The sequence below is a fragment of the Gilvimarinus japonicus genome (genome assembly GCF_042847215.1).
Taxonomy (GTDB): domain Bacteria; phylum Pseudomonadota; class Gammaproteobacteria; order Pseudomonadales; family Cellvibrionaceae; genus Gilvimarinus; species Gilvimarinus japonicus.
The window spans coordinates 3,312,322-3,325,658 of sequence record NZ_AP031500.1; the positions used below are offsets into that span (position 1 = coordinate 3,312,322).

At 52.8% G+C, this 13,337-nt stretch carries 17 protein-coding genes; 3 read left to right on the top strand and 14 right to left on the bottom strand.

What is annotated here, in order from left to right:
• Positions 1–5: 5 nt before the first annotated feature.
• From ACGHAD_RS14020 to ACGHAD_RS14080, 13 genes are all read right to left on the bottom strand, one after another.
• Positions 6–671 carry an outer membrane lipoprotein carrier protein LolA gene (locus tag ACGHAD_RS14020; RefSeq protein ID WP_382418009.1) on the bottom strand — a complete coding sequence of 222 codons (666 nt, stop codon included), beginning with the start codon at positions 669–671 and terminating at the stop codon, positions 6–8.
• Positions 664–1,113 carry an acyl-CoA thioesterase gene (locus ACGHAD_RS14025; protein WP_382418007.1) on the bottom strand — a complete coding sequence of 150 codons (450 nt, stop codon included), beginning with the start codon at positions 1,111–1,113 and terminating at the stop codon, positions 664–666. Before ACGHAD_RS14025 ends, ACGHAD_RS14020 begins: the two co-directional genes overlap by 8 nt.
• A complete protein-coding gene (gene hutH, locus ACGHAD_RS14030) occupies positions 1,103–2,662 on the bottom strand; it encodes a histidine ammonia-lyase (RefSeq protein WP_382418005.1) in 1,560 nt (519 codons plus the stop codon). Before hutH ends, ACGHAD_RS14025 begins: the two co-directional genes overlap by 11 nt.
• Positions 2,652–3,602 carry a hypothetical protein gene (locus ACGHAD_RS14035; RefSeq protein ID WP_339615823.1) on the bottom strand — a complete coding sequence of 317 codons (951 nt, stop codon included), beginning with the start codon at positions 3,600–3,602 and terminating at the stop codon, positions 2,652–2,654. Before ACGHAD_RS14035 ends, hutH begins: the two co-directional genes overlap by 11 nt.
• A complete protein-coding gene (locus ACGHAD_RS14040) occupies positions 3,595–4,362 on the bottom strand; it encodes a glycosyltransferase family 2 protein (protein WP_382418003.1) in 768 nt (255 codons plus the stop codon). Before ACGHAD_RS14040 ends, ACGHAD_RS14035 begins: the two co-directional genes overlap by 8 nt.
• Complete coding sequence (locus ACGHAD_RS14045; protein ID WP_382418001.1) at positions 4,359–4,706, bottom strand: hypothetical protein; 348 nt, start codon at positions 4,704–4,706, stop codon at positions 4,359–4,361. Before ACGHAD_RS14045 ends, ACGHAD_RS14040 begins: the two co-directional genes overlap by 4 nt.
• Positions 4,706–6,079, bottom strand: a complete 1,374-nt coding sequence (locus ACGHAD_RS14050; RefSeq protein ID WP_382417999.1) for an AMP-binding protein — start codon at positions 6,077–6,079, stop codon at positions 4,706–4,708. The genes ACGHAD_RS14045 and ACGHAD_RS14050 overlap by 1 nt, the downstream gene beginning before the upstream one ends.
• The gene (locus tag ACGHAD_RS14055; protein WP_382417997.1) at positions 6,076–6,633 is read right to left on the bottom strand and encodes a hypothetical protein; all 558 of its coding nucleotides are present in this window, start codon (positions 6,631–6,633) and stop codon (positions 6,076–6,078) included. Before ACGHAD_RS14055 ends, ACGHAD_RS14050 begins: the two co-directional genes overlap by 4 nt.
• The gene (locus ACGHAD_RS14060) at positions 6,633–6,881 is read right to left on the bottom strand and encodes an acyl carrier protein (RefSeq protein WP_339615818.1); all 249 of its coding nucleotides are present in this window, start codon (positions 6,879–6,881) and stop codon (positions 6,633–6,635) included. The genes ACGHAD_RS14055 and ACGHAD_RS14060 overlap by 1 nt, the downstream gene beginning before the upstream one ends.
• 11 nt (positions 6,882–6,892) lie before the next feature.
• Positions 6,893–7,150: a phosphopantetheine-binding protein gene (locus ACGHAD_RS14065; RefSeq protein ID WP_339615817.1), complete on the bottom strand. Its 258-nt coding sequence runs from the start codon at positions 7,148–7,150 to the stop codon at positions 6,893–6,895.
• Positions 7,143–7,925 carry a lysophospholipid acyltransferase family protein gene (locus ACGHAD_RS14070; RefSeq protein WP_339615816.1) on the bottom strand — a complete coding sequence of 261 codons (783 nt, stop codon included), beginning with the start codon at positions 7,923–7,925 and terminating at the stop codon, positions 7,143–7,145. Before ACGHAD_RS14070 ends, ACGHAD_RS14065 begins: the two co-directional genes overlap by 8 nt.
• Positions 7,915–8,661 carry a beta-ketoacyl synthase chain length factor gene (locus ACGHAD_RS14075; protein WP_339615815.1) on the bottom strand — a complete coding sequence of 249 codons (747 nt, stop codon included), beginning with the start codon at positions 8,659–8,661 and terminating at the stop codon, positions 7,915–7,917. The genes ACGHAD_RS14070 and ACGHAD_RS14075 overlap by 11 nt, the downstream gene beginning before the upstream one ends.
• Before the next feature lie 101 nt (positions 8,662–8,762).
• Positions 8,763–9,056 (bottom strand): hypothetical protein, encoded by a 294-nt coding sequence (locus ACGHAD_RS14080; RefSeq protein ID WP_382417994.1) that lies wholly within the window; start codon positions 9,054–9,056, stop codon positions 8,763–8,765.
• Positions 9,057–9,096: 40 nt separating this feature from the next.
• Here ACGHAD_RS14080 and ACGHAD_RS14085 point away from each other — a divergent pair, with 40 nt between their 5' ends.
• The 3 genes from ACGHAD_RS14085 to ACGHAD_RS14095 all read left to right on the top strand — a co-directional run bounded on the left by ACGHAD_RS14085 (position 9,097) and on the right by ACGHAD_RS14095 (position 11,271).
• Positions 9,097–9,528, top strand: a complete 432-nt coding sequence (locus ACGHAD_RS14085; protein WP_382417992.1) for a hypothetical protein — start codon at positions 9,097–9,099, stop codon at positions 9,526–9,528.
• A 4-nt stretch (positions 9,529–9,532) separates the two neighbouring features.
• The gene (locus ACGHAD_RS14090) at positions 9,533–10,264 is read left to right on the top strand and encodes a 4'-phosphopantetheinyl transferase family protein (RefSeq protein WP_382417990.1); all 732 of its coding nucleotides are present in this window, start codon (positions 9,533–9,535) and stop codon (positions 10,262–10,264) included.
• Positions 10,265–10,392: 128 nt separating this feature from the next.
• Entirely contained in the window at positions 10,393–11,271 is an 879-nt protein-coding gene (locus tag ACGHAD_RS14095; RefSeq protein WP_382417988.1) for a hypothetical protein, read from the top strand.
• A 494-nt stretch (positions 11,272–11,765) separates the two neighbouring features.
• On the opposite strand, the gene ACGHAD_RS14100 is transcribed toward ACGHAD_RS14095, so the two are convergent.
• Complete coding sequence (locus ACGHAD_RS14100; protein ID WP_382417987.1) at positions 11,766–13,268, bottom strand: arylsulfatase; 1,503 nt, start codon at positions 13,266–13,268, stop codon at positions 11,766–11,768.
• Positions 13,269–13,337 lie beyond the last annotated feature (69 nt).

The following is a 13,337-nucleotide window of genomic DNA, read 5'->3' on the forward strand; positions in this document are numbered from 1 at the left end:
CGGGGTTACTCTGTCTCGTCAGCGGCTGCATAAGAAAAATACAATACAGTGTAGTCTTCCCCGGGCTCGGTGAGCGTAACCTGGTCAATCATGCCGTCTTCGCCCTGTACAACAATGTGCGACAGCACTTTTTGCAAACGCGAATCCTGCGGCGTCAAACCAATCACCCAATGCTCTCCGGCCTCGGCCGCCGTTAACAAGTAAACCGAGAAATAACTGTTTAAATCTTGCAAACTTAAGTCAAACAAACGCCCGAACAACTGAAAAAAGCCGTACAATGCAGGCTCGGCCGACGCGGTAATAGTTTCGCTTTTGCCATCCATTTCTCGCGTCAACTCGCCAGCGGCCATCGAATAGGCAACCGCAAATGGCTCAGTGATACGCCATTGCAAATCACCGTCAGCGGCCAACGTAAACGCCCCTTTAGACACCATCGGCTCGCGTAAGATGGCTAAATGCTTTTGCTGCTTAATAGCACCGCTGACCGGTAGATTTTGCCGCAATTCGTCGGCGATAACTTCCAGCGATTCCGCCTCAGCACTGCCTGCTTGCACCGGATGATCAAATACCCCTTGGGCCACACCCACGCACGACCAAACACACAAACAAAAACCCAACACCTTTGCCAGAACAACGGATTTTCTGGCGCGACACTCAATTAAATCACTCATTTACTTCTCCCTTCTGCCCGGCAAACACTCGAAGCTTTTGCCGGAAAATATCGGGCAAGGTAAAACACATCTCACCGGTATCGCGCGCCACCGCAACTTGTATGCTATAGCCCTTAGTCAATACCGTATCCGTTGCAATATCAATAATTCGATAGTCGATTTTTAGCCGCACATCAGATTCAACTAACGTCGCATCGACCCGAATGGTGCGATTAAACGTGGCGGGCTTAACATATTTCAAACGAACATCTACCACCGGAAAGCCATACCCTGACTCGCGCATGGCGGTGTAGTTGTAAGCGATCTTATCCAATAGCGCGCAGCGCGCGTCTTCGAAATATTTTAGGTAATTGCCGTGCCAGACGATATCCATACTATCGACATCGTAAAAGGGTACACGCAGCTCGACACTGGCTTGCACAAGCGGAGCACTATTGCTCATTGGGGTACAGCTCCCAGCGCTGCGCGCGAATAGCCTCTACCGTTTGGCGCAGCACGCCCTCCAGCGGCCGATCTTCGGAGACAATATCAAAGTCCTCGCGCACCTGAGCCATCATACTGGCTAGCGGTGCGGTAATCGCGGCCTGATCAAAATCCGGTTGTTGCTGTCGCAAGTGCAGCGCTTGGGTTGCCGCCAAAACACCAGCGGCAACCACTTGCTCGGTAAGCTCCAACACCCGTTCGCAATCGCGCGCTGCGATAGTGCCCATACTGACTTTATCTTGGTTGTGACACTCGGTCGAGCGAGAAAACACACTGGCCGGCATGGTGTTTTTTAGCGCCTCGGCGGTCCAGGCTGAGGTGCCAATTTGCACGGCCTTAAAGCCATGATTAATCATCGCTCGCTCGGCGCTCGCACCAGACAAATTAGAGGGCAAGCCATTGTTAAATTTAACGTCCATTAACAGCGCCATTTGCCGGTCAATCAGGTCAGCTAAATTGGCGACGGCGACTTTTAACGAATCCATCGCAAACGCAATGTGGCCACCGTAAAAGTGCCCGCCGTGCAGCACATGTTCGCCCTCGCCATCAATAATTGGGTTGTCGTTGGCGCTGTTTAGCTCGGTTTCAATAAACTGACGCAACCAAGGTAAAGAGTCTTGCAGCACACCAATAATGTGCGGCGCGCAGCGCACCGAGTAGCGATCTTGCAGACGATCGGAATTGCGCTCTACCTCGTGGGCGTTTAAGTCCGAGTGAATCCAGGCGGCAATTTGCCCCTGCCCCGGATGCGGCTTAACCGCAAACAGGCGTGCATCAAAGTGATGGGTGTTGCCCTTTAATGCCACACTCACCATAGCAGTTACCCGAGTGGCTAGGCGGGCCAGATACTGTGCGCGCTCAAAGGCCAAACAGGCGACGGCGGTCATAACCGCCGTGCCGTTCATAATGGCCAAGCCTTCTTTCGGCATCAGTTTTAACGGGGTTAAATTGTGCTCTTGTAAAACCTCAGCGGTGACGCGCTTGCGACCATTAACATACACCTCTCGCTCGCCAATTAAAGCAGCAGCAACGTACGACAGCGGTGTTAAATCACCGCTGGCCCCCACCGAGCCCTCCTCGGGGACGACAGGGACAATGTCGTTATTAATATAACTGACCAACTGCTCTAACAACTCTTCGCGCACGCCAGAATAGCCTTTGCACAAAGAGGCCAAACGGGCGGCTAAAATAGCGCGACCGTGGGTCGGATCAAACTCACGCCCCATACCACAGCCGTGAAAACGCGTTAAATGCAGTGGCAACTCCTCAACCAAATGCGGTGGAATAGACACAGTACAAGAGTCACCGTAGCCGGTGGTTACACCGTAAATAACGCCCTCTTCACGCCACAAATCGCGCACAAATCGCGCACTGGCATTAATCCGCTCGCGGGTGGTGGGATCATCGGTTAAGCGTGCGCCATCACCTTGGGCAATGGCAACAATATCCTCAATGGTGATGTGTCGAGCACCAAATTCGATCGCGTTGGCTGGTTGCTTATTGCTCATTAGTTACATCACTCCTGGTGCTGTTTTCAGCGGAGCGCTCATCGCCCCAGTAATCGAAAAAATTAAACCACTGTAACGGGTAGGCGCGGCACAACTGTTCAAGCTGTTCGATGTAGTCGGCGAGCATTGTCTGACAGGCGCGGTCGCGCTCAGAACGACGTACCCGGCCCGCTTCACGCAGTGGCACCAGCCGGGCGCGATAGCCACTGCCAGTGTCAAACCCCGCCATAAAAAATACCGGGGCATCAAGCAACAAAGCCAGCCAAAATGGCCCCGTCGGAAAACGAGCCTGAGCGCCAAGGAACGGGGCTGAAAAATATCGCTGGGTATTGCCCGGTGGCAAACGATCGGCCAATAGAATTAAAAATTCACCTTCGTCGAGCTTGGCTTTCAGCATCATGGCAGTGGCCGGGGTAATATCATCAACTTGAATCAAGCGCACGCCCGAGCGCTGACTTGCGCGCTCCACCACTTTATTAAACTTGGCGGTATTGGCGTTGTGCAAAATAACATTGAGTTTAAGCGAGCCGTCGTTCTCTACCACCGCGCGACACATTTCTAAGTTGCCAAAATGCGCGCCAAGTAATACACCACCCTTTTTATCCGCCTGCAATTGACGCAGTGTTTGGTGCCCTGGAAAATCGACATCTTTACGCTGAATACGCCCCATCCAAGCATCGAGCCGATCCATTAAGGCCCGGGCAAACGCCAAGTGATGACGCCACACCTGCAACGCACGGGCTTTATGCCCGGTCGCCCTTGCCAGATAACGCGCCGAGTGGCGCCGCACCGAGGCGCGCGTTAGATAAAAATACGAGACAATAATGCACACCACCGGATACACCAGTATCCGGCCACCAAAGCGGTACACCGAAAACAATAGCTGCATACCCCAAGCGCTGCCGCGCTCGCGCGCTTCGGACCAATGGGGGTCAGTCATAAACGCCCCCAAAACTACGGCGCACTTTGCGCGCCAACAGCATCGGCGAACGCGCCAGCATGCCCAAGACTAGACGAGTGTGCATCCAGCTAATCGCCACATTATCGCCCCACAATCGAAAATTAGAAATGCCGTGCTCGGGATACACCACCCGGGTAGGAACGCTCATGATTGTGACGCCACGCCAGTGCAAACGCACCAACACTTCGGTATCAAAATCCATACGCGAACCGAGTGTCACCGCGCGGGCAAGTGTTAGCGTCGGCGCTAACGGATACACTCTAAAGCCACACATAGAATCGCGAATATCAAACGATAGAGTTTCTATCCAAACCCAAACGTGAGTTAAGTATCGGCAATACAACCGCAGCCTGGGCACTGACTGGTCGTACTGAGGCACACCCGAAATAACCGCCTGCGGATGCCGAGTAGCCATTGCTATTAGCTTAGGAGCATCGCTCACCTCATGCTGGCCATCAGCATCGATTTGCAGCGCGTGAGTAAAACCTAAGCGCTGCGCGTGCTGCATACCCAGCAGTACCGCACTGCCTTTGCCGCCGTTGGGAAACTGCTCACACAGCTCACTGCCGGTGTCATCGCACAACCGACGCAACGTAGCGCTGGCATCAGCATCGCCGCCATCGTTGACCAACACACAAGTAACACCTTGCGCCCGCAACTGACGAACACAAGGCTCTACTACATGCGCGTGCTTGTAAACTGGGATAACCGCACAACACTTAACGTCAGTCTCGTTCACGACATCTCCTGAACATTGATCGCGCCACGGGAACAGACACCATTTGGCATGCGATACACAAACTTTAAACGTTTGTGCTCAGGCTGATACTGCACCGTCAACTGTAAGCTCACCGGCGGGCGTACCAGTTGTAAAAATTTATTGGAGGCCAACCCCAAAAACTCAAAACGCTGCTGTAAAAAACGCTCGGCATAAGCGATTACCCAGCCCACCTGAATAACACCCGCCAACACCGGCAGCCCCTCAAAATGACCGGCAAAACACGGCTCGTGAGGTTGCAGCTCTAGCGTCAAGATAAATTCGTCGGCGCGCTGCTGAACAGCAATAGGCTCGGGCAACTGCATTACGAATGACGCTCCTCTAAACAGCGAACAATATCAGCCATTAAAACCTTTCCTTGAGCGTTGCTCGGCATGTGTTCAAGATAACGCCAGCGCCTGGGGATCAAAGGTCGATCAAAAAAACCTGACAAGTAATGTCGCAATTGGGTGTTCAACTTATGTTTGCCGCTGCGCTCAAGCGCCTGTGCCCCCGCCTCTGTTAGCGTTGCCACAACGCCCACTTCATCGCGCCGACCGCGAACCACCGCCGCACGAGCTTGGTCGATTAAGGGCGATTCGCTAAGACGCGCCTCCAGCTCCGTCAAAGACAAGCGCTTGCCCTCCACCTTAACAACCGTATCGACCCGGCCCAAGAGTTCAAATCCGTGGCCGTCAAGCATTGCAATTTTATCGCCCATCTCAAAGGCGTCGGGCAAATTCAGATGGCCACTGCGCACCAGCAGGCAACCGCGCGCCGATTGCGCTAATTCAACCTCGTGCAAAGCGCGCCAGCGCGGTGAGTCGCTCTGGCGCCGCCATGCCACACCGCCAGTCTCGGTACTGCCCAACACCTCAACGGGCGAGCGAGCAAGCTTGGCGGTAAGTCCGGCGGCGGCCCGCTCAGACAGTAAGCCGCCAGAGGAGAATACCTCCAACAAAAGCGGGGCGGAGGCAACAAACACCGTAGACTGAGGGATACGCGCCAAATGCGTCGGGCTTGCAACCCACACCGCCGGGCCATACCGGGACAGTTGCTCGATCAGATCCTCTGGGAATTGCACCGGCTCGACCACAAACGGTGCACCGCGATACAACGGCCACAAGAGCACATGCAGCAAACCGTAAATATGATGATGCGACACGCTGGCAATCACGGGGCTCGCACCGACACTCGGAAAATCGTGGGCCAGCACCGCCACCTCCGCTTCCAGCTCTTGCAAGGTTTTATGCACCGGCTGCGGCGCGCCGGTAGAGCCAGACGTAAATAGAGTAATGGCAACCGGATTATGGCAAGAATACTCCCGCTCGGGTTCGAGCAGACCACGGGCCATTAGCTCAGAGGGGGAGTACTGCGGACAAGTAAGCGCAGGCTGAGGCTCATACGCCAATAACGCATCAAAATGTTCGGCCATTTGCACACTGGCGCCCGCTTGCAAGGTATGAGGCAAAACGATGCGTTTACCCGCCAACGCGAGCGCTAAAAAGGCCGCTAAAAAATCGTAACTATCGGGGAGCCACAAAGCGATAGAGTGCGCGTCCAGACGTGCAAGTGCGCGCGCCAGAAGCAGCACCTGGGCGCGTAGCTCATCGCCGTTAATAGCGGTCTTCGAGCGCCACGCAAGCGTTTGCTTACCGCCCGCCAAAACGACATCCCTGACATTAACCGAGGTGTTCATAACCCGTGTTTTTTGTGAAAAATCAATATTCGGTAACCATACTCAAACGCAAACAGCAGCCCTATGGCAATGTAGGCAATCAGGCCATTGTAAAGTGTCCAGACTTCGCGACTAAAAAACAGTGCAGTTGCCAAAGCAACGCTGGCATTTACGATAAAAAACCCACACCACAAACGCGTAATTGCGATTGTGTAACGCTCGACCACCGGGGGTAAATTACCGTGATATTCTAAGGTAGCAACGCGAGTCGGGATACTAGGCGGACACCAAAGGGTATACGCAAAATAACTCGCCAGCCCTAGGTTAATAAAAACCGGCAACAGCTTTAGCAAGGTCTCGCTGTTAACCCACCACAATATACCAGCGCCCAGAAACATTGCGCCTATTAACAGTAGTCGCTGCCAGCAACGACGCGCAACGACAATCAAACGAAGCAAATAAACGCTGGCAAACAACAACCCCAACCAGCGGGGCTCTAGCCACTGAGTACCAAAATACACCAGCAGCGGGTACAGCAGGAGTAATAACGCAATTACTACTCCCAACCCGCGCATCAACCGTTTCTCATAAGCTCATCGACAACATTAACCGCATCGCCAATGGTGCGAACCCCTTTAAACTGCTCGGGCTTTAACTGCTTACCGGTAACACTATGGATTTTTGCCGCTAGGTCGATAGCATCAATACTGTCAAAGTCCAAATCAGTATACAGATCGGCGTCCAAAGAGATGTCGCCTTCGTCGATCATAAAAGATTGAACCAGAACCGCTTTTAGCTCTGAATATATTTCGTCTTTAGTCATGAAACTCTCGTTTAACTTTGTTGCGCCAAAACAAAATCGCGCAGCGAGGCGACACTGCGAAAGTGCTCTTTGTTCTGCTCAGAATTTGCATCAATTTTAACATTAAAGCGCTTTTGCAATGCCAAGCCGAGCTCCAGCGCATCGATAGAGTCGAGCCCCAAACCATCGCCAAACAGCGGCGCGTCGGTAGCGATATCAGCCGTACTAATATCCTCTAGCTCCAGCTCATCAATGATCATCTGTTTAATCTCTTCAGCTGTATCAGCCATAACGCTTTAACCCTTCCTCAAAATAATTTTCTAAATGCCTGGTCAACAGTCGCGCTGCACGAGGCTTATCAGCAAAATCGTCAACTAGCGCCTGCGGCTGCAATAGCTCGGCAAAATAAACATCGATATCAGCGCGGCGCGGCGGAATCCGATACCAAGGCGCCCCTTTGGTCAAGGTCAATGGGTTGCAGGTTATAAACGCTGTCAGTATCGGCGCGCCGGTGCGCACCGCAATATTAGCCAAGCCGCGCTTAAATCTAGGCGCCTCACCGGGGGCGGTACGCGAGCCCTCCGGAAAAATCAGCACAGCCTCGCCAGAGTCGAGCGCCTGACGACAGCCTTGTAGCAACTGCTCGCCGCTGTCGTTACTGATAAAACCAGCTGCCCGCATCACCCCTTTTAAATACCGGTTGCGCCATAATTCGCCCTTCACTACACAGTTTGCACGGGGCAAATTAGCAAACAAAATCACAACATCAATCAAGGTCGGATGGTTGGCGATCACCAGGCAACCCGGCGACTGCGCTAACAGCTCGGTATTATGCAACCTTACCCGAATCAAACCGAACAACTGCATAAGCTGAACAAACCGGGCAAAAGTTTTTTGCTGTATCGCCCGTACCCGCCGCGCCTTTTTAGCTTTGCTGCCAGGCAAGCCATATACCACCGGAAACACCAGCAAAGATTGCAGCAGACCGCCTACGAAAAAAAAGCCAAAACAGAAGCCCGTTGCACTGATTCGCCAAAGCCGGTCCAGACGTCGCTTAAGCCACATGGTCGAGGCGTTCCCAGCACCACCTTTTGTCGCCTGCACCATAATGCAATTTGGGCTCAAACGAAAACCACCAAGCTAAAAAAGCCAACAACAGCGAGCGATTATCGGGCACCCCCGTAAAAGACTCGCAGCTCAAGCTAACCGGTACCGCCCCCGCTGTTGGCTTGCGCTCCAGCACCAGGGCAATAGAGGCGGGGATGTCGAGTTCGTCAATAAACGGCTCATAAGTGCCCGCCAGCGGCTCATCGGTATGCACCAACAACACCCGCGGCGCACCGGCCGCAAGGTGAGTAACCGCCTCGACCCAAGCGTGAGCCAAAGTCTCGCGGCCGGCGGCGAGCGCCAGTGAGGGCGCTTGCAGTTTATGCAAAATGGTAAATAACCCGAGCGCCGAGTTGTGCACCGATAGACTAAAGGCATTGGGTGACAAAGGGTCGCCCGCCGCAAGCGCCTCGAGCAACCCCAGCGTACGCTGCGTATCTCCGTGGCGGGAGCTAAAAATAACTGGGGTGTCAACATTCAAACGAGTGGCGCAAGGGCCCGCAACTTCCAGTGCTTGGCGCCCCCAGCGAGTTAGCCGCCGCCGTGTCATCGCCGGCACTTGCGCGGCGGCAGGGCGCTCGCTCGACGTCACCGCCTGCGGATTATCTGACCAGATAGACCACGCGGCAGGCGTCTCTATGCCCGGCGCCCAAGCTCTAGCCTCTGATACCCACACAACCATTGATGCACGCAATTATTGTCATCTCCTCTCGCCCGCCACAACGGGCAAATCGGGCGACATTTTACACCACCTTGCAGGCTATTGGCACACTGGTAATGATCCCGAGAGAATGTTTAACCGGCCGCGAGCACCGCCGAAGCTTCTAACACTCGGCCTTGCTCAGTGCTAAGCTGGACGCCCAGCCTAGGCCAGCGGGTGTCGTCGATCGTTATCTGCACCAGCTGTCCCGGTAATACTGGGGCAACAAACTTAACCTTTTTAATATCGAGCACAGGATTCGCCGGAAACCGGCTGACTATGTGAGCATGTATTTTGCCCAATAAATACGCACCCGGCACCAGCGGATAACCGACAAAATGCCCCTGCACGCAGGCGGCGAATTCATCAACACGAAATTGCTCTGACATCGGTTATCATGCCCTCACTAACCGGATAACGATAGACTCTATGACTGCGACACTGATTCCCGACATTGCCGAGCTGATCCCCCACCAAGCACCCATGGTGCTGGTGGATTCTATCACCGCTTGGGACGAACACCATATTATCTGCCACGCCACTTCACACATAGAGCGAGACAACCCACTGCGCGATGACGGCCGCCTTTCAGTATTTGCCGGTGTCGAGTACGCCGCTCAAGCGTTAGCCGCCCACGCGCGCCTAAGAGAACCAGGCCTGCCACCCAAAAGGGGGATGATTGCCACCGCATCCAAGCTAACCCCTTGCTGCCAGTGGCTCGACGAGCATACGGGCACCTTAACCATTCGCGTTGAGCTGCTCGCCAGTAACCTTACAAGCTCAATGTGCCAGTTCCATATAACCTGCGGCGCCACCGACATTCTCAGCGGCCAACTGACCGCCTTGACCGCCGAGCCTTAAGACTATGCCAACCAACGTTTGGCTTTGCCCGGCCGATCTACTTACTGCCAACATGCCTCAGACAACGCTCTGGCTAAAGCGACTTTGCGATACCGAGCGCGCGCGTATGCAGCGCTACCGCACCGAGCAACAAAAATACGGATTTTTAAGCGCGCGAGCGCTGTTGCGCACCATTTTGGCCACTTACTGCCACCAAAAGCCCGAGCAACTTCGATTTATAACAAACCGCGCCGGCAAACCGAAACTCGAACACCCACATGCACCCCATTTTAGCCTGAGCCACAGCGGCCACTGGATCGCCTTAGCGGTGGCCCCCGAGGGCGCTATCGGCATTGACCTAGAGCACCCACGCAAGCCACGCAATGTCATGGCCATCGCCCGCCACTACTATCATCCAAGTGAGCACCAACGGCTCTCGACCCTCGATGAGCCAGCGCGTAGCCGCGAGTTTTACCGACTCTGGACACTGAAAGAGGCCTTTTTTAAAGCCCGGGGCACGGGCATATCAGAGGGTTTAAACCGCGTACGTATCGCACCAGAAGGCCAACAACCGCCGGCGTATTTTGACTTCGAGCCAGAGTTCGCCCGTAAAACCGGCCGCAACACACTTCCCAGGCAATTGTATTACCACCACGAGCCTATGGGGATCGAGGGTCTCCATATGGCGCTGGCACGAGCGGGGCAACCACTCTGCCCCCAGATCACGCTATTTTCTCATAACCAGCTGGCAGAATAAGCACACAGCGGTAGCCCGTCAGCTACACTACACAGATAAGACCCACTGATAGAGCCACACAGCTATACCAAATGCAGCAAAACCGACAGATCATCATAGGAAGCAAACCTATAGGGACGTGGCCAATTTTGTGCTGGATTTTATTTCTCCTCCCGGCCATCAACGCCTATGCTGAGGAGCTTGCAGACAACAGTGCCAGCATCACCAACTACCAATACCGCACCCCCGGCTCCACCGGCGACCATCGCTTTAGCTACGAGATGGAACTGTTGCGTTTAGCGCTCGACAAAACTACGCCCGAATTTGGCCCTTACACCCTAACGCCCGCCGCCCCCATGAACTTACCCCGCGCCATGGCGCTGGCCACAGGCAAAGACAATTTAATTTTTAAAACCAGTTACGCGCAAAAGCTAACCAACACATTTTACTACCCCGCCTACCCCATCGATCGCGGAATATTCAGCTACCGAATCTGTTTTGAAAACAACCAATCGGCCACACAAACCGGCAACATCGTCAACCTCGAGCAATTGCGCAAACTCAGTATTGGGCAAGGTGTCGGCTGGCTCGATAGCGACATACTTAAACACAACGGGTTTTCCGTCATGGAGGCCGCCAACTATGAAAACCTATTCCCCATGCTCGCAGGCGAGCGCTTTGATTTATTCTGCCGCGGACCGAGCGAGATACAACCAGAATGGCAAAACTATGGCGACATCGGCGGCTTTCGTATCAACCCAAATTTAGCCCTTTATTACCCATTACCGCGCTTTTTTTGGGTTCACAAAAGTAAACCCAAGGTTTTTGCCCGCCTTAATCGTGGGCTTCAGCTCGCCTACACCGATGGCTCGGCACTCGAGCTTTGGCGCAAGCACTACCAGGCCAACCTCGACGCCATTAACCTTAACAACCGCCGGATTTTTATTTTGCGTAATCCGTACCTAAACAACATTAATCCGCAGTACAAAAAGTATTTCTTAGGTCGTGAAGAGCTCAGCAATTACTAAACACCGAAACAAAAGCACTTCACAAACGTCAAAGGCCACGCTTAAAACAAGCCCCACCTAATACACCGGGCAAAAACCAAAACAGCTCGAACGAGCGACCCTGCCATTATTAAAGTCATTAAACATGGGTAACGCCACATTAGCGCTTAAAGCAGCATTAGGCTTTATGGCTATCACTTATAGCAATTTTTATCGACGGTAAAACGGAAACGCCCGGTGCCTGATCACCGAGGTTAACAGTTGCGCTACCGAATCAATAAAATACAGGCCAGGTCAACGTAAAAACTATAGGCGGCGGATTGCAGAAACCTATTAACGCGAACTCATTGGGCGTTCAGATAAGTATGGACCACCGAAAAATCATCCACGAAAGCGAACTGGGAGGAGTTAGGAGAGTTATAGAACAAACCCGTCAACTTAGATTATCAACGAATGAACAGCGAGAAAATAGACATCCTGGCCATGACAACCCATGGCCAGGAAAAACACTTGACCTACTGTTTAGGGGTGAAACTACCACCCTCTTGGCGAGGCGGAAACTCTTCGAACGTGGCCATAAAGTTCTTAACCAGGTTCTGCAGCGGCACAAAAGCATACATATGACGCACGAGCCAATCATCATAGTATGAAGAGTCCTCTGGCGCCATCTCGAACGGATCGGCACGAAGGTCAATTAGCATAGGCGCCTTTAGTGGAGTTTGCGCGTTCATCCAAGAGCCTAACCCTTCATGCTGCTGAATGGAGAAATGCGCCTTCCAAGGGCCATAACGAACAGCGCCCAATGAACCATCATCCACAAACGCAAAGAACTCTTTACGTGGCCAAGCCTCATCCGCCCCTTTTAAGCTGGGCAACACGTTATAACCATCCAAATGGACTTTAAACTTCTTGTTTCCCGCCTGATGACCTTTTAGCAACCGCTGTTTTATATCCGATTCACCAGCCGCTGCCATCAAGGTTGGCACCCAATCTTCTAGCGAGATAATCTCATTATTCACTTGGCCACCGGGGATCTGAGCCGGCCAACGAACCATCATAGGTATACGGATACCGCCTTCCCAAGTCGATGCTTTTTCGCCCCGGAATGGACTGGTGCCACCATCTGGCCAGCTGAATTTTTCAGCCCCATTATCAGTGGTGTACAGCACGATGGTGTTATCGGTAATACCAAGCTCATCCAATTTATCCAGCAGTACCCCAACATGCCCGTCGTGCTCCACCATGCCGTCGGCGTGAACTCCGCGACCAGTTTTGCCCGCTGACTCTGGCTTCAGGTGGGTAAAAATATGCATGCGCGAAGCGTTGTGCCAAACAAAGAAAGGCTTACCGGCCTTGTGCGCTCTTTCGATAAAGTCGAGCGTAGAGGCAAGAAACTCTTCATCGATAGTTTCCATTCTTGTTGATGTCAAAGGGCCGGTATCTTGAATTTTGCCATCCGCCGTAGATTTTATAACCCCACGAGGGCCGAATTTTTTGCGAAATTCTGGATCTTTTGGATAATCAGGGTTTTCCGGCTCCTCTTCAGCATTCAAGTGGTACAAGTTACCAAAAAATTCATCAAAGCCGTGGTTGGTGGGCAAAAACTTATCCAAATCACCCAAGTGATTTTTACCAAACTGACCGGTGGTATAGCCAAGTGGTTTAAGCAGTTCTGCTAAGGTGGGATCTTTCTCTGAAAGGCCGATAGGATCTCCAGGCATACCGATCTTCAATAGGCCCGTACGCTTCGGCGATTGACCGGTAATAAAGGCTGCACGGCCCGCAGTACAACTTTGCTGTCCATAACCATCGGTAAATAACACACCGTCATTGGCGATTCGATCGATATTGGGCGTGGTGTAGCCCATCATTCCGTGGTTATAAGCACTGGTATTAAACCAGCCGATATCATCCCCCATAATAACTAAAATATTGGGCTTTTCGGCAGCCAAGGCTGAGGTGGAAAGCAACAATGCGCCAATGACGCTTGCCACTTTATTTACAAGGGTACCTTTCATATCAACATCCTTTTTGTGGAAGATAGCAAGATTTAATAGTAGTCAATAATTATTGCAAAAGCGATCTCA